Source organism: Streptomyces sp. CNH287 (genome assembly GCF_000424825.1).
This window is the reverse complement of record NZ_KE384251.1, coordinates 16,974-33,153: the sequence shown is the minus strand read 5'-3', so window position 1 is coordinate 33,153 and position 16,180 is coordinate 16,974. Positions and strand designations below refer to the sequence as shown.

12 protein-coding genes are annotated in these 16,180 nt (G+C 75.1%); 9 read left to right on the top strand and 3 right to left on the bottom strand.

What is annotated here, in order from left to right; translation table 11 throughout:
• Positions 1–89: 89 nt before the first annotated feature.
• Complete coding sequence (locus tag H299_RS0123835; RefSeq protein ID WP_037760453.1) at positions 90–1,838, top strand: lytic transglycosylase domain-containing protein; 1,749 nt, start codon at positions 90–92, stop codon at positions 1,836–1,838.
• A gap of 52 nt (positions 1,839–1,890) precedes the next feature.
• Here H299_RS0123835 and hrpB read toward each other — a convergent pair whose 3' ends face one another.
• A complete protein-coding gene (hrpB, locus tag H299_RS0123830) occupies positions 1,891–4,545 on the bottom strand; it encodes an ATP-dependent helicase HrpB (RefSeq protein WP_486587402.1) in 2,655 nt (884 codons plus the stop codon).
• An 8-nt stretch (positions 4,546–4,553) separates the two neighbouring features.
• Positions 4,554–5,372 carry a class I SAM-dependent methyltransferase gene (locus H299_RS0123825; protein WP_027750448.1) on the bottom strand — a complete coding sequence of 273 codons (819 nt, stop codon included), beginning with the start codon at positions 5,370–5,372 and terminating at the stop codon, positions 4,554–4,556.
• A 383-nt stretch (positions 5,373–5,755) separates the two neighbouring features.
• Between H299_RS0123825 and rpsA the strand changes: the two genes are divergently transcribed.
• The 5 genes from rpsA to H299_RS0123800 all read left to right on the top strand — a co-directional run bounded on the left by rpsA (position 5,756) and on the right by H299_RS0123800 (position 10,829).
• The gene (rpsA, locus tag H299_RS0123820; RefSeq protein ID WP_027750447.1) at positions 5,756–7,279 is read left to right on the top strand and encodes a 30S ribosomal protein S1; all 1,524 of its coding nucleotides are present in this window, start codon (positions 5,756–5,758) and stop codon (positions 7,277–7,279) included.
• Positions 7,280–7,431: 152 nt separating this feature from the next.
• Positions 7,432–8,397 carry a PAC2 family protein gene (locus H299_RS0123815; protein ID WP_037760450.1) on the top strand — a complete coding sequence of 322 codons (966 nt, stop codon included), beginning with the start codon at positions 7,432–7,434 and terminating at the stop codon, positions 8,395–8,397.
• An 81-nt stretch (positions 8,398–8,478) separates the two neighbouring features.
• The gene (gene coaE / locus H299_RS0123810) at positions 8,479–9,072 is read left to right on the top strand and encodes a dephospho-CoA kinase (RefSeq protein ID WP_027750445.1); all 594 of its coding nucleotides are present in this window, start codon (positions 8,479–8,481) and stop codon (positions 9,070–9,072) included.
• Between the two features lie 134 nt (positions 9,073–9,206).
• Positions 9,207–9,575 carry a tetratricopeptide repeat protein gene (locus H299_RS0123805; RefSeq protein ID WP_027750444.1) on the top strand — a complete coding sequence of 123 codons (369 nt, stop codon included), beginning with the start codon at positions 9,207–9,209 and terminating at the stop codon, positions 9,573–9,575.
• Between the two features lie 555 nt (positions 9,576–10,130).
• Complete coding sequence (locus H299_RS0123800; protein ID WP_027750443.1) at positions 10,131–10,829, top strand: S1 family peptidase; 699 nt, start codon at positions 10,131–10,133, stop codon at positions 10,827–10,829.
• Positions 10,830–10,925: 96 nt separating this feature from the next.
• Here the strand turns inward: H299_RS0123800 and H299_RS35950 are convergent, their stop codons facing one another.
• Positions 10,926–11,282 (bottom strand): cupin domain-containing protein, encoded by a 357-nt coding sequence (locus tag H299_RS35950; protein ID WP_106965868.1) that lies wholly within the window; start codon positions 11,280–11,282, stop codon positions 10,926–10,928.
• 292 nt (positions 11,283–11,574) lie between these two features.
• Here H299_RS35950 and H299_RS37745 point away from each other — a divergent pair, with 292 nt between their 5' ends.
• From H299_RS37745 to H299_RS0123780, 3 genes are all read left to right on the top strand, one after another.
• A complete protein-coding gene (locus H299_RS37745; protein WP_051262789.1) occupies positions 11,575–11,997 on the top strand; it encodes a hypothetical protein in 423 nt (140 codons plus the stop codon).
• Positions 11,998–12,157: 160 nt separating this feature from the next.
• A complete protein-coding gene (locus tag H299_RS0123785; RefSeq protein ID WP_027750442.1) occupies positions 12,158–13,198 on the top strand; it encodes an Acg family FMN-binding oxidoreductase in 1,041 nt (346 codons plus the stop codon).
• An 81-nt stretch (positions 13,199–13,279) separates the two neighbouring features.
• Entirely contained in the window at positions 13,280–15,910 is a 2,631-nt protein-coding gene (locus H299_RS0123780; protein ID WP_027750441.1) for a GmrSD restriction endonuclease domain-containing protein, read from the top strand.
• The last annotated feature ends 270 nt before the right edge of the window (positions 15,911–16,180 follow it).

The window sequence follows — 16,180 nt, the reverse complement described above, 5'->3', positions numbered from 1 at the left end:
CCGAGTCGGGAGTTCCTCCTGACGTCGGGCCTGTGGTTGCCGTAGGGTCACCATGTGTGGTGCTCGCAGGGGAGAGGGCGGTCGGATTCATGACGCGATACCGCGGAAGGCACGCGGCGGCGAAGTTCACCGACTTCGGGGGCAGCAGACTGCGAAGAGGGGTGAGCACCGCCGCGGTCGCGGCGGCGGCGATGGCCGCGCTCACCGCCTCCCAGGCTCCCGGTCTCAACTCCGCCCAGGCGGGCGGCGGTGAGGACCGCGGGCAGCCCGACACCCCGCCGGAGGGACGCCCCGGCGACGACTCGTACCACACGGAGCTGCCGCCGCTGAAGTCTCCCGAGCCCGGTGAGCGCACCCCCGACGGCACGGGCCCGAACGAGTCGGGCATCCCGGTGACGGTCCTGGCGGCGTACAAGAAGGCCGAGGCGTCCGTCGCCGGTTCGGACCCCAGCTGCGCGCTGCCCTGGGAGTTGCTGGCGGCGATCGGCAAGGTCGAGTCCGGGCAGGCGCGCGGCGGCGCCGTCGACGACGACGGCACCACCCTCAAGCCCATCCTCGGCCCCGTCCTCAACGGCGGGGACTTCGCGGAGATCACCGACACCGACCGCGGCGTCTACGACGGCGACGCCACCTACGACCGCGCGGTCGGGCCGATGCAGTTCATACCCTCCACCTGGGCGACCTGGGGCGCCGACGGCAACGGGGACGGCCGCCGGGACCCGAACAACATCTTCGACGCGGCCCTCGCCGCCGGAGAGTACCTGTGCGCGGGCGAGCGGGACTTGTCGGTCAAGGGCGACCTGGACCGCGCAGTCCTCAGCTACAACCAGTCCCGCGAGTACCTGAACACCGTCCTGTCGTGGCTCGAGTTCTACCGCGAGGGCGTGCGGGAAGTGCCCGACGGCGAAGGCTCGCTGCCCGACTCGCCCGGCCCCGGCGGCCGGGACGATCCGGACCCGGCGGGCGACCGGCGCGGCGGGGACGGCCGCGGCGGGGACGGGCGCGGCGGGGACGGGCGCGGTGGCGACTCGCCCCGGCCGGGCACCCCGTCGGACAAGCCCAGCAAGCCCACAAAGCCCACCAAGCCCGGCGGCGACAAGCCGACGACGCCGCCCCCGACCAAACCCGCCCCCGAACCCGCCGCCCTGGAGCGCGTCAGCCCCGCCGAGATCACGGCCACGGCGGGCGGCGAGTTCACCGAGCGGCTGCGGGTGCGGGTCGCCGACTCGCGCGGCAAGCCGATGGACGCCGTCCAGGTGCGGTACGCGATCGTCGGAGCCGGCGACACCGACGCCCGCTTCACCGGCGGAGCGACCAGGTCCACCGTGACCTCCGGCGCCGACGGCACCGCCCGCGCGCCGAAGCTGCTCGCGGGTGAGCGCACCGGCGTCTTCGTCGTGCGCGCCACCGTCGTCGGGCAGGACGTGCCGGCCGCCGACTTCAGCGCCACCGTCAAGGCCCGGCCCGTCCCGCAGGCCGACGCGCTGAAGCGCACCTCGGACGCGGCGCTGGAGACCGTGGCGGGCGGCGTCTTCGCCCAGGGCGCGATCGAGGTGCGCGCCACCCGCGACGGCGACCCGGCCGCGAAGGTGCCGCTGACGGCGACGATGGTCACGAAGGAGGGCGCGCCCGCGACGACGGGCCCGTACTTCGTGGGCGCGGACGAGAAGCCGCTGCGCTCCCTGACCGGCCTGAAGACGGACGCCGAGGGGCTGCTCGTGCTCCCCGAGATCCGGACGGACAAGGCGGACGAGGGGACGTACACCCTGCGCGTCTCCACCGACGACGGCGTGGCGGTCGACATCACGCTCACGGTCAGCCCGCCGGAGGCCGCGTAGGCGCCGGCCCGGTTCCGGCCGGGCCGGCGGGCCGCCGCGCCGCGGGCGGCCTTCAGCCGCGCCGGGCGTTGACCCGGCGCGTCGGCTCGGCCGTGGCCGGGTCCTCCGGCCACGGGTGGCGCGGGTAGCGCCCGCGCAGTTCCGCCCGCACCGACCGGTAGCCCTCCCGCCAGAACGACGCCAGATCCGCGGTGACGGCGGCGGGCCGCCCCGCGGGCGAGAGCAGATGCACCAGCAGCGGCACCCGCCCGTCCGCGATCCGCGGGCTCCGGCTCCAGCCGAACAGCTCCTGGAGCTTGACCGCCAGCACCGGCTGCTCGCCGCCGTAGTCCACCCGCACCCGTGAGCCGGACGGCACCGCGACCCGCTCCGGTGCCAGCTCGTCCAGCCGGGCGGCCTCACCGCCCGCCCACGGCAGCAGCCCGCGCAGCAGCTGCCCGGCGTCGATCCGGGCCAGTCCGGCCCGGGACCGCGCCCGCCCCAGCACGTCCCCCACGTGCGCGAGCAGCGCCTCGTCGGACACTTCGGGCCACGGCTCGCCCAGCGTGCGGTGGAGGAAGCCCAGCCGCAGGCGCAGCGTGACGGCCTCCTCGGACCAGCGCAGCAGCCCGAGCCCCTCGCGCCGCAGTCCGTCCAGCACGGCCGCCCGCACCTGCCCGGCGTCGGGCGACCGCAGCGGCCGGGACCGCAGTTCGACGGCGCCCAGGGACTCCACCTCGCGGGCCACCACGTCGCCGCGCGCGCCGTCCCAGTGCACCTGCGCGCGTACGCCGTGCAGCGCGCCGGCGGCCGAGCGCGCCGTCTCCTCGTCCACCGCGGCGGCCAGCCGTACCCGCGCCGAGGGCGCGCCCGCCGGACGGTCCGCGACGGCGACGGCCAGCCACTCCGCCTCCCGCAGCGGTGAACTCCCGGCCAGCTCCGCACGCGTGCCCGAGACCATCAGGTACGACCCGCCGGAGCGTGCCCGCGCCACCCGCTCGGGGTATGCCAGCGCGGCGATGGTGCCCGCGACCCGTACATCGTCCCCGGCCGCCGGGTCCTCCCCGGCCGCCGCGCCCTCCCGGCGGCCCGCCTCGCCCCGGGCGCCTGTGCCGCCGCCGGACGCGGACCGCAGCCGCCGCACCTCGGCACGCCAGCGGGCCGCGTACGCGTCGCCGCCGCGCCGTGCCCTGCGCAGCGCCTCCGCGAGGTCGTCGCCGTACTCCCGGGGCGGCTCCTCGCTCAGCAGCGCCACCGCCTCCGCCGCCGCGCGGGAGCCGAGAAGCTCCGCACCGTCCAGCAGCGCCCGCGCCAGGCGCGGGTGCACCCCCACGCGGGCCAGCCGGCTGCCGCGCCGCGTCACCCGCCCCGCCGCGTCCACGGCCCCCACCGCCCGCAGCGTCTCGCGGGCCGCGGCCAGCGCTCCGGCGGGCGGCGGGTCGAGCAGCGCCAGCCCGGTGGCGTCCGGTTCGCCCCAGCAGGCGGCCTGGAGGGCGAAGGCCGTCAGGTCGGCCACGGCGATCTCGGGGGCCGGGAAGCGCGGCCGGGAGGCGTCCTCGCCCTCCGCCCAGCAGCGGAACACCGTGCCCGGCCCCTCCCGGGCCGCCCGCCCGAGCCGCTGCTCGGCGGCGGCCCGCGAGACCCGTACCGTCGCCAGCGAGCCGAGCCCGCGTGCGTGGTCCGTCCGGGGCTCGCGGGCGAGGCCGGAGTCGACGACGATCCGGACACCGGGCACCGTCAGGCTCGACTCGGCCACCGAGGTCGCGAGCACCACGCGGCGGCGCCCGTCGCCAGGAGCGCCGCCGTCCGTCCCGCGCAGCACGCTCTCCTGTACCGACGCGGCGGCCCGGCCGTGCAGTTGCAGCACCTCCGCGCCCGAACCGGCCAGCAGCGACGCCACCTTGGCGATCTCGCCGACGCCGGGCAGGAAGCACAGCACGTCCCCCGCCGGTACCTCCCGCAGCGCCTCCCGCACCGTCGCCGCCACGTGCCGCAGCAGCGCCGGATCGACCCGGGTGCCGTGCGTGGGGCGTACGCCCGGCGGCGGCGGAGCGTGGCGCACCGCGACCGGATGAGCAGCACCGCCGCCCCGTACGACCGGCGCCGGTCCCCGCTCACCGGGGGGCGCCAGCAGCCGCGCCCAGGCGTCGCTGTCCTGGGTGGCCGACGCGGCGACGACGCGCAGGTCGGGCCGGAGCGTGGCGCGTACGTCCAGCAGGAAGGCGAGCGAGGTGTCGGCGTCGAGGTGGCGCTCGTGGCACTCGTCCAGCAGCACCACGTCGACCCCGGACAGCTCCTGGTCCCGCTGCAGGCGCTGGAGCAGCACTCCAGTGGTGACGACCTCCACCCGCGTACGCGGGCCCACCAGGCGTTCGCCGCGCACCGTGAACCCGACCGAGCCGCCCGGCCGCTCGCCCAGCAGCCAGGCCATCCGCCGGGCCGCCGAACGGGCCGCCATCCGGCGCGGTTCGGCGACCAGCACCCGCCGCGGTGGCGGGGCGTCCCCGCCCGCCGCCGGGCCCGGCAGCAGCCCGGCCAGCTCCAGCGGCACCAGCGTCGTCTTGCCGGTGCCCGGAGGCGCGCACAGGACGGCGACGCCGTGGCGCTCCAGCGCGGCGCGCAGCGCGGGCACGGCCGCCGCCACGGGCAGCCCGGCCAGGACCCGGGCGCGCGCCGCCTCGCCCGGTACCTCACGCACGCGGTCGGCCTCGCGCGGTCCGTCACTCACGCGGCGCGTCAGCCGCGGGTGCAGACGAAGATCGCGGTGCCGGGGAAGAGGTTCCCCCGCAGCGGGGACCAGCCGCCCCACTCCTGCCGGTTCCACTCGGGCCACTCCGGCTCGACCAGGTCCGTCAGTCGCAGCCCGGCCGAGACCACGTCGCGTATCCGGTCGCCCAGCGTGCGGTGGTGCTCGACGTACACCGCCCGCCCCGCCGCGTCCTGCTCGACGTAGGGCGTCCGGTCGAAGTAGGAGGCCGAGACCGTCAGCCCCTCGGGGCCCGGCTCGTCCGGGAAGGCCCAGCGCATCGGGTGGGTGACGGAGAAGACGAACCGCCCGCCGGGGCGCAGCACCCGCCGCACCTCGCGCAGCACCCGCACCGGCTCGGCGACGAAGGGGAAGGCGCCGAACGCCGAGCAGGCCAGGTCGAAGGAGGCGTCCGCGAACGGCAGCGCGGCGGCGTCCGCCTCCACCAGCGGCACGGCCGTCCCGCCGGGGGAGGTGCTGATCCGGTGCGCGTGCTGGAGTTGGCGGTGCGAGAGGTCCAGCGCGACCGGCCGGGCGCCCTGCCCGGCCAGCCAGCGGGAGCACTGCGCCGCGCCGGCACCGATCTCGAGCACGGCGCGCCCGCGCAGTGCGGACGCGGGGCCCAGCAGCCGGGCGTCGGCCTCGTCGAGGCCCTCCGGGCCCCACACGAAGCGGCTGTCGCCGAGGAACGCGCCGTGCTCCCGCTGGTAGCCGTCGGCGTTCCGGTCCCACCAGCCCCGGTTGGCCCGTACGCTCTCCGCGTCGCCGGCGTCACGGCGCGTGGCCATCGGTTCGTCGTCCTGGGTCATGCCGTCCTGGATCATGGTGCCCGTCGTCGTGGTGTGGAAGCGGAATCGGCCCTGTGAGTTCCGGGAAAGCGGCTGGTCGTGGCGCGAATGGCCGGTCCCTCGTCGGCCGTCCGCGTGGTCCGGGCGGCGAATAGTGCCGGGATTGGGGCGTTGTGCCCCAGCTGTGCTTGTTCGCGCATTGACCGTGCCCGGCTGCCCCCGTATGCTACAAGTTGCGCTGCGGGCCTGCGCGCCTCAGACATAGCAGGTCGCGCTCGCATCTGTTGTTCGTCCCCTCGGGCAAGCGCCTTCCAGGCGTCCGGCTGACTTGCATGTGGTGCGATAGCGGGTTCTCGGCGTAGCAGCACCTACGACTCACTGTCCGTACCGGAGCCCTTTTCCACATGACGAGCAGCACCGAGACCACCGTGACCACTCCGCAGGTTGCGGTAAACGACATCGGTTCCGAGGAAGCCTTCCTCGCCGCGATCGACGAGACGATCAAGTACTTCAACGACGGCGACATCGTCGACGGCGTCATCGTGAAGGTCGACCGGGACGAGGTCCTGCTCGACATCGGCTACAAGACCGAGGGTGTCATCCCCTCTCGGGAGCTGTCGATCAAGCACGATGTCGACCCCAACGAGGTCGTCGCCGTCGGTGACGAGATCGAGGCCCTTGTTCTCCAGAAGGAGGACAAGGAAGGCCGCCTGATCCTCTCGAAGAAGCGCGCCCAGTACGAGCGGGCCTGGGGCACCATCGAGAAGATCAAGGAAGAGGACGGGATCGTCACCGGTACCGTCATCGAGGTCGTCAAGGGTGGTCTCATCCTCGACATCGGCCTCCGTGGCTTCCTCCCGGCCTCCCTGGTCGAGATGCGCCGCGTCCGCGACCTTCAGCCTTACGTGGGCAAGGAGCTCGAGGCCAAGATCATCGAGCTGGACAAGAACCGCAACAACGTGGTTCTGTCCCGCCGTGCCTGGCTGGAGCAGACCCAGAGCGAGGTCCGCCAGACCTTCCTCACCACCCTCCAGAAGGGTCAGGTGCGCTCCGGCGTCGTCTCCTCCATCGTCAACTTCGGTGCCTTCGTGGACCTGGGTGGCGTGGACGGCCTGGTGCACGTCTCCGAGCTGTCCTGGAAGCACATCGACCACCCCTCCGAGGTCGTCGAGGTCGGCCAGGAGGTCACGGTCGAGGTCCTGGACGTCGACATGGACCGCGAGCGCGTGTCCCTGTCGCTCAAGGCGACCCAGGAAGACCCGTGGCAGCAGTTCGCCCGTACGCACCAGATCGGCCAGGTCGTGCCCGGCAAGGTCACCAAGCTGGTGCCCTTCGGCGCGTTCGTCCGGGTCGACGAGGGCATCGAGGGCCTGGTCCACATCTCCGAGCTGGCCGAGCGCCACGTGGAGATCCCGGAGCAGGTCGTCCAGGTCAACGACGAGATCTTCGTCAAGGTCATCGACATCGACCTCGAGCGCCGTCGCATCAGCCTCTCGCTGAAGCAGGCCAACGAGGCGTTCGGTGCCGACCCGACGGCGGTCGAGTTCGACCCGACGCTGTACGGCATGGCCGCGTCCTACGACGACCAGGGCAACTACATCTACCCCGAGGGCTTCGACCCCGAGGCCAACGACTGGCTCGAGGGGTACGAGAAGCAGCGCGAGGAGTGGGAGCACCAGTACGCCGAGGCGCAGCAGCGCTTCGAGCAGCACCAGGCGCAGGTCGTCAAGTCCCGCGAGGCCGACGAGCAGGCGGCGGCCGAGGGTGCCACGGCAGGCGGCGCTCCGGCGCCGCAGGGCGGTGGCGGCGGCCAGACCGGTGGCGGCGGCAGCTCGTACTCCTCGGAGTCTCCGGACGACTCCGGCGCCCTGGCATCGGACGAAGCGCTGGCGGCGCTCCGCGAGAAGCTGGCCGGCGGCCAGAGCTGACCCCGCGCCGCTGAGGCGGCGAGCGGTCGACTGAACGGCGCGTGAGGCCCGTACCCGAAAGGGTGCGGGCCTCTCGTCGTGCGATGTGCGCCGCACGGGGAATTCCGTGCCGGGCCGGTGCGTTGGCGCTGAGGTAGACGAAGGAGCTGAGCGTGCTGGAACCGAAGGGTTTGTACGAGTGGGAGCCCGCCGGGCTCCGTGCCGTCGACGAGATCATCGGTGGTGACGACACCGCCGGGCTGGTGCTGCTCTACCACTTCGAGGGCTTCATGGACGCCGGCGAGACCGGTGCCCAGATCGTGGCGCGCGTGCTGGAGACCCAGTCTCCGGTGACCGTCGCCCGGTTCGATGTCGACCGGCTCATCGACTACCGGGCCCGTCGACCCGCCATGACCTTCCGCCGCAGCCAGTGGGTCGACTACGAGGCGCCGTCCCTGGAGCTGCGACTCGCCCGGGACGCGACGGGTGCGCCGTTCCTGCTGCTGTCCGGCCCGGAGCCGGACGTGGAGTGGGAGCGGTTCGCTGCGGCCGTCCGCGAGATCGTGGAGCGTACGGGAGTGCGGCTGGCCGTCACCTTCCACGGCATACCGATGGGGGTGCCGCACACCCGTCCGGTCGGGCTGACCCCGCACGGCAGCCGCGTGGACCTGGTGCCGGGCCACCAGCCGCTGTTCGACGAGGCGCAGGTGCCGGGGAGCGCCGCCGCGCTGACCGAGCTGCGGCTCACCCAGTCCGGGCACGACGTGCTGGGCGTCGCGGCGCACGTGCCGCACTACATCTCCCGTTCCACCTATCCCGACGCGGCGCTCGTCGTGCTCGAGTCGATCACTTCCGCGACGGGGCTGGTGCTGCCGGAGATCGCGCACGGGCTGCGCGGTGACGCGCTCCGGACGCAGAACGAGATCGAGCGGCAGCTGGCCGAGGGGGACGACGAGCTGGTCTCCGTGGTGCGCGGGCTGGAGCAGCAGTACGACGCGGTGGCGGGTGCCGAGACGCGCGGCAATCTGGTCGCCGAGCCGGTGGACCTGCCGTCGGCGGACGAACTGGGCGAGGTCTTCGAGCGGTTCCTCGCCGACCGCGAGCCCGACGGCGGCCCGGGGGAGCGCGGCGAGCACTGATGTGTCCGCCCCGGCCGGGGCGTGACCGGGCCGGGTGCCTGGTCGCGTTCCCGGCGGCGGGCACCGTATAGCGTGGCGCCCATGTACAAGGTGGGTCTGACGGGCGGTATCGGCGCGGGCAAGAGCGAGGTGTCGCGGCTCTTCGCCGAGTGGGGCGCCGTGCTCATCGACGCGGACCGGCTGGCCCGCGAGGTCGTGGAGCCCGGTACGCGCGGACTGCGCGCCGTGGTCGCCGAGTTCGGCGAGGAGATCCTCGCCCCCGACGGCACCCTGGACCGCGCGAAGCTCGGGGCGCTCGTCTTTGCCGACACGGAGCGGCTGGCCGCGCTCAACGCACTGGTGCACCCGTTGATCGCGGAGCGGTCCGCCGAACTGGAACGGGCGGCCGGGTCTGACGCGGTGGTCGTGCACGACGTCCCGCTGCTCGTCGAGAACGGCCTCGCGCCGCTCTACGACCGGGTGGTCGTCGTGGACGCCTCGCCCGCCACCCAGCTCGACCGGCTGACCCGGCTGCGCGGCATGACCGAGTCCGAGGCCCGCTCCCGGATGGCGGCGCAGGCGACGCGCGAGGAACGCCTCGCCGTGGCCGATGTGGTGATCGGCAACGACGGTCCGCTGGAGGCGCTGGAGCGGCGCGCCCGCAAGGTGTGGGCGCAGCTGTGCGCGGCGGCGTGACCCCTCGGCAGCGCGGGCGGGACGGAAGGGGCGGGAAGGGCGAAGGGTGCGAAAGGGGTGGACTCCACGCGGAATACGCGGGGTGGCCACGGGCGTTACCGCCCTCGTACGCACCAGCCGAGGAGGGATTCGTCGTGTCCCAGGTCACGCCCGCCACGCACGTCATCGGCTTCCGGGCCGCCGAGCAGCTGCTCGAAGCGCGCGATCCGCGCGGTGCAGTCAAGCTGCTGGACCCGGTCGTCGCCGCCCACCCGGAGAACACGGCGGTGCGGCTGCTGCGTGCTCGCGCGTTCTTCCTGGCCGCTCAACTGCGGGCGGCCGAGAGCGAGTTCCAGACCGTGCTGGAGCGCGAGCCGGACAACGCCTTCGCGCACTTCGCGCTGGGGCGCACGCTCCAGCGTGCGGACCGCGGTGACGAGGCGCGCCGCCACTTCCGGCTGGCCGCGGCGCTCGACCCGCGTCCCGACTTCGTGGAGGCGGCGGGCTTCGGCGACGGGAGCTGAGACGCGTCGCGCCGACCGTGCGTGTCCGGGGCGCCTGCCCGGTCCGCTGCGGTCGGCGGCTCGCCGTTCACGTCCCTGGGGTGTCCCGCGTGTCCGGCAGCTGCTCCCCGTCCGCCCCCGCCCCGGTCGCAGGGACGGGGGCGGCGCTGTTGCGCACCCGGGACGACGCCTCCGGCCGTCCGGTGACCACCTCGGCCCGTCCACGGGAGCGCGCACACCACCTGCCTGCGGCGCGGACGGCGGGAAGCCGTCCGTCTTCACCTTCGAAGCCGTCCCGTCCGCACTGTCCCGTCCGCCCGGCGCGAAGCCGCGCCGCGTGCGGGGGAACGGGACGGCACCGCCCAGCCCGCCGCGACCGGCCTGCGACCGCAGCCGACCCAGACCGCGAAGGGCGTACGGGACTTGCCGACGGCGCTCCGCATCCGCCCGGAGTGAGCGGGCGGCGCCCCCCGGCGGCTGGTGAATGGCGCGCGGTGGGCTACCGCCGTGCGCCGGGTGCGCCCACAATGCGGGAGCCGAACGGAAACCGAGATCCGGAGACCCCGGGAGGAAACCGTGAGACTCAGACGCATCGTGCCCGCCGTCATCGCGGCGGCGGTGGCGGCCCTGACCCTGACCGCCGCCCCCGCAGCCGCGTCCACCAGCGCACCGCCCGGCACCTCCCCGTCCGCGGCGCCCGCCGTCCGCGGCGGCGACGTGCTCTACGGAGAAGGCGGCGGCGCCTGCACCGTCGGATACAACGCCCGCAACACGAACACCTACTTCGGCATCATGGCCGGACACTGCGCCGGTACCAGCCAGACCTGGTACGCCGACCCCGGCCACACCGTCAAGGTCGGCGTCACGGCCGGGGTGAGCTTCCCCGGCGACGACTACGCGCTGGTCAGGTACACCAACCCGGACCTCTCCTACCCCGGGGAGATCAACCTCGGCGGCGGCCGGACGCTGGACATCACCGGCGCGGCCAACCCCGTGACCGGGCAGAGCGTCTGCCAGGCGAGCCAGGTGACGGGCGTGCACTGCGGCACCGTCCAGGCGGTGAACGTGACCGTCAACTACCCGTGGGGCACGGTGAACGGCCTCTTCCGCACCAACCTCTGCTCCGGCCCGCGCGAGGGCGGCGCACCCGTCTTCTCCGGCAGCACGGCGCTCGGGGTGGGCTCGGCCGCCTCCGGCAACTGCCAGTCCGGCGGGACGACCTTCCACCAGCCGGTCGTCGAGGTGCTCGCCGCGTACGGGCTCAGCATCTACTGACCACCGGCGGACACCCGGCACCACCCGCGGCCGGTGTCCTCACGGCCGCGGCGTCCGGCGGCCACCGCCGCGCCGCGGCCACCGGCCGAGCCCCGCTCAGCCGCAGCCGGGGTCCTCCGCGTCGACCGTGTCGGGGCTGCCCTTCGGGGTGAAGTACGTCGCGGAGAGCACCACGGGCTCGCGGCCCAGGTTGCGGCCGATGTGCGCGTGGTCGGCGCCCACCGGTTCGAGCACAGTGTCACCGGCGCGGGAGACCTCCACCGAGCAGTCGGCGAGCGTACGGGTCAGGGTGCCTGACTCGACGACGACGATCAGCCGCCCCGGGTGGTAGTGCCAGCCGGTGGAGCCGCCGGGCGCGATGGTGATGCGCCGGTGGCTCACCTCGGTGCCGCCCGCCGCCTCGCTCTTCACCCCGGTCTCCGCGTGGCCCTGCGCGAACGTCTCGCCGGACATCCTGTCGCCGGCGTGGCCGCCGCCGAGGGCGCCGCGAGACCCCCCGCCGTACACGCTGCCGAGCCCAGAGCCTGCCGTAGCCGTCTCCAGCGCAGAGAAGCCGTCATGACGCTCACGGTAGCGCCGCAGGCACGCAATGAACATGCCGTGCGCCGGGGCGCCGCCCCCCGGGGGGGGAGGGGAACCGGCGGCGCGCGGGGCACGTCTGCGGTACATGCGGCCACGGGGGAGCGGGACGAGGCGGGCGGGCACCTTACTGGCGCTGGCCCTGGCACTGAGCGGGTGTGCGGGCGTGACCGGCTTCGGCCGCGACAGCCCGGAGGACGACGGACCCGGCAGGCGTACGGACCTCGTACGCCTGGGCCCGCTGCGTACGGACGGCACGGGCGCGTTCGCCACGCGGGTGCGCCTCGGCCCCGGCGACGCGGGCGGACCTGGCGGCGCACTCCACGCCCAGCTGCGCGCGGCGGGTGCGCGGGAACTGCCGCGCGTTCGGGCCGCGTTGCACCGGGCGCCGCCCGGCGGACACGAACGTCTCGCGTTCGTGCTGCCCGGCTGCGCGCAGGACGGTGCGCGGCTGTCCGTGGACGGCGGCGCCGTCCGGGCCGAGCTGACCGGCGGCGAGAACATCGCCTGCGGCCAGGCCGTCCACTACCTGGCCGTCTTCGAGATCGCGGCGGAGGACCTGCCCGGGCACTGGTCCCTCGGCCGGTGACCCCGCCGTGCGGGCGCGGAGCCACCGCCGGGCGCCGAGCCTCGGGCCGACCCCGGGCACCTGGGACGGCCCGAGGCTCCCGCCCGGCGCCGCGACGGCGTCTCCCCCTGCCGAACGGGGGCGAGGCCGCTACCGTGGAAGGGTACGGAGGGAGGCCGCCATGCCCGCGCAGCCGCTCGACGAGGACGCGGTGCTCAGCCTGGTCGCCGACGCCGTCGCCGCGCCGTCCCTGCACAACGCGCAGCCGTGGCGGTTCCGCTTCCGACCGGAGAGCCGTACGTTCGAGCTGCGCGCGGACCTGCTGCGTGCCCTGGAGCACGCCGACCCCGACAGCCGCGGCATGTACCTGGGCTGCGGCGCGGCCCTCTTCAACCTGCGCGTCTCCGCCGCGCGTGCCGGCTGGCACCCGGAGGTGCGGCTGCTGCCGGAGGAGGACGCGGAGCATGCCATGTCCGCCGATCCGGACTCGCCCCTGCTCGCCACGCTGACACTGGCCGCACCCGGCGGTGCCGCCGACCACGCGGCCGAGGACCGCGAACTGGCCGCGCTGCACCCGGCCGTCGCGCGCCGGCGCACCAGCCGCGAGCCGTTCGAGGAGCGGGAGATCCCGGCCGCCGTGCGCGCCGCCCTGGCCGCCGCCGCCCGTCTGGAAGGCGCCCGGCTGGTCCTCCCCAGCCAGTGGCACGCGGACGCCCTGCTGGAGCTGGTGCGCGACGCGGCGGCCCGCGACCGGCAGGACCCGGCCCGTGCGGCGGAACTGGCCCGCTGGACGCGCCCCGGAGACGACGCGCTGGACCCGCCGTTCTCCGACGAGGGGGTCCCTGCCTCCGCGTTCGGCCCGCGGGTGGCCGGCGGCCACGCCCCCGTAAGGGACTTCGCCGCCCGGCGCACGGGGGCCGGGCGCAGGGCCGCGGTCTTCGAGGAACGGCCCCAGCTCGCGCTGCTGGGCACCGAGGGGGACGCCCCGCGGGACTGGCTGGGGGCGGGGCAGGCGATGGAGCGCGTCCTGCTGGTGGCCACCGGGCACGGCCTGGCGACCGCGCTCGACTCCCAGGCGCTGGAGTCTCCCGACCTGCGCAGCCTCGCGCGCGACCCGCAGTTCTCGATGGCCTTCGTGCAGATGGTGCTGCGTCTGGGGTACGGGCCGCCGGGCCCGGGAGCGCCGCGCCGCGCGGCCCGCGACGTCCTGGACAGGGACTGACGCGGGCGTTGTCAGTGGCGGAACGTAGGGTGCCGTGTACAAGGGGGCACGAGGCACCGGCGGATGCGGGGGCAGGCGCGGATGGACGCACGAGAGACCACGTTCGAGAAGCTGATCCAGGGCGACAACCAGTTCCAGATCCCGCTCTACCAGCGCACCTACAGCTGGCGGCGGACCAACCACGAGCGGCTCTGGGCGGATCTGACCGAGCAGGCGGCGCTGCTGGGCTCACCGGACTCCGCCGCCGGGGCGGACGATCCGGTGCGGCACTTCCTGGGTTCCGTGGTGCTCGCCCCGCAGCAGCCCTTCCCCGACTCGGTGCAGCGGTACGTCGTCATCGACGGCCAGCAGCGGCTGACCACGCTCATGCTGCTCGCCTGCGCCCTGCGGGACCACGTGCGCGCCGCCGATCCGGGCAAGGCCGAGATCGTGCACCGGCGCTACCTGGTCAACGAGGAGGACTACACCGGGCTCGACGCCTACCGGCTGCTGCCGACGCAGGCCGACCGGCCCGCCTTCCTCGCCTGTGTGGACGCAGAGCCGTCCGCGGGGGGCGAGGACAGCGTCGGGCGGGCGTACGGCTTCTTCCGCGCCGCGCTCGCCGAGCACGACCCGGCCGGCAGCTGGGAGGCGGTGCGCCGGCTGGACCAGGCGCTCCGGCACCGCATGTCGGTGGTGACCATCACCGCCGGGCCCCGGGACAACGTCTACCGGATCTTCGAGTCGCTGAACAACACGGGTGAGCCCCTGACCCAGGTCGACCTGCTGCGGAACTACGTCTTCATGCGCCTGCCCCACCTGGGCGAGCTGGTGTACGACAAGGTGTGGCTCCCCATGCAGGCCGACCTGGGCCCGGCCCGCCTGGTGACGCTGGCCTGGCTCGACCTCGTCCTGCGGGGGGAGACCAGGGCCAAGCAGGGCGAGGTCTACCACCGGCAGCAGCGGCGTCTGGCGGAGGTCGAGGCGGCGGGGGGAGAGGAGGGGCTGCGCGCCGACCTGGCCGGGCTCCGGCGGCTGGGCCATCTGCTCATGCTCCTGGTGGAGCCCGAGCGGGAGCCGGACGCCGCCCTGCGCGCGGCGCTGCGGAGGCTGGGGGAATGGGGCGGCGAGGTCCACTACCCCCTCGCGCTGCACATCCTGCGTGAGCGCGCGGAGGGCCGCGCGACGGCGGACGAGGCGTGTGCCGCGCTGGCGTGCGTGGAGAGCTTCCTCGTGCGGCGCATGATCTGCTACGTCCGGACGAACAACCTCAACCGCGTGCTGGCGGCGGCCCCCTCCGAGTTGGAGCGCGACCGCCCGCTGCCCGACGCCGTCCGCCGCTACCTCTCCGGGCCGCGCCGCTACTGGCCCGGAGACACCCAGCTGCGCGAGGCGATCCGCTCCCAGCCGTTCTACTGGCACGGCAAGTCGGCGCAGCGCGCCTGCGTGCTGCGCCGCCTGGAGGAGAGCTACGCGGCACCCGAACCGGTGGACCTCAGCCGGGCCTGGGCGACGGTCGAGCACGTGCTGCCGCAGACGCCGACGACCGAGTGGCTCGACATGCTCGCCCAGGACCTCGCGGCGGAGGAGGACGGCGCCGCCGCGGGCCCGGCCGCCGCCACGGCCCTGCACGAGGCGCTGGTGCACACCCTGGGCAACCTCACCCTCAGCGGGGAGAACGGCCGCCTCTCCAACCACCCCTACGAGCGCAAGCAGCAGATCCTCGACCAGAGTGCGCTGCGCATGAACCGCGAGATCGCGCGTGCCGAGCGCTGGGGCAGGCCGGAGATCCTGGCGCGGGCCGACCGCCTGGCGGAGCGCGCGGTGCGACTGTGGCCCGCGCCGCTGCCCGCCGGGGCGGGCGAGCTGCACGCGGCCGAGGAGCGCAGCGAGTGGTCCCTGCTCCGCGAGATCCTGGGCAGCATCCCCGCGGGCTGCTGGACGAGCTACGGGGACGTCGCCGCGGTCGTCGGCATGCACCCCCGGCCGGTGGGGACCTACCTGGGCACGCACCGCGTGCCGCACGCCCACCGGGTGCTGACCGGCGCCGGAGCACCGTCCCCCGACTTCAGCTGGCCGGACGGCCGTGGCGGGACGCAGCGTGAGGCGCTGGAGGCCGAGGGGGTCCGCTTCGGGCCCGCCTCCGCCGATCCGGAGCAGCGGCTGCGTCCGGCCGCGCTCGCGGAGCTGGCCGGGATGGAGCTCCCGGCGGCGGACGGGGCGGAAGGCGCCGACGGTGCGGGGGACCCGGGGGCTGCGGAGACGGGGCGGCCCTCCTCCGTGAGCGTCCCGGCGCCCGAACGGCGCGCGCGGTTCGAGGCTCTCCTGCGCCGCCACCAGCCGCGACTGGCGGAAGACCTGCTCGCCCTCCTGTCCAAGTGGGAGGCGGCGGGCGGACGGCTGGGCTTCGGCGCCGCCGACGAGACGAGCTGTACGCCCATGCTGCGCGGCGGTGAGGGTCCCCGGGGCGGGATCCGGCCGCTCGCGATCTATCCGCGTTCGGGCCGGGTGGAGGTGGTGCTGGAGTACCTGTCGCGCCGGGAGCCCTTCACCCGGCCGGTGCTCCTGCGGGAGTACCTCACGCGGATCAACGCGATACCGGGCCTGCGGCTCGACGTCGCCGACGGCGAACTCACCCGCCGCCGCCCGAGCTTTCCCCTGGAGCTGCTGGATGACGCCGGGCTGCGGGCGCTCCAGGAGGCCCTGGAGTGGTTCCGGCAGCAGGTCGGCTAGGGCGTTCCGTCAAAATGACGGCGCCCGCCCGGAGACCGGGCTGTACGGCGCCTGGCGCACGTCGCTCGCTTCGCCCCGTCTCCTTCTCCCGGCCCCCGTGAAGCGGAGCGCAGCCGCACGGCGGAGGTGCGGAAGCGGAGCAGCGCCGCCATGCCCGGCCCGTAGACTCGGCGGAGGCGCGAGCGGGGAGCCGTGGGCCGCGGGCCGGATTCCCTCGGCGGGGCCAGGGCGGGGCCCGCCCGCCGCCGCGCGAGCGCGGCGGCGGCAGTA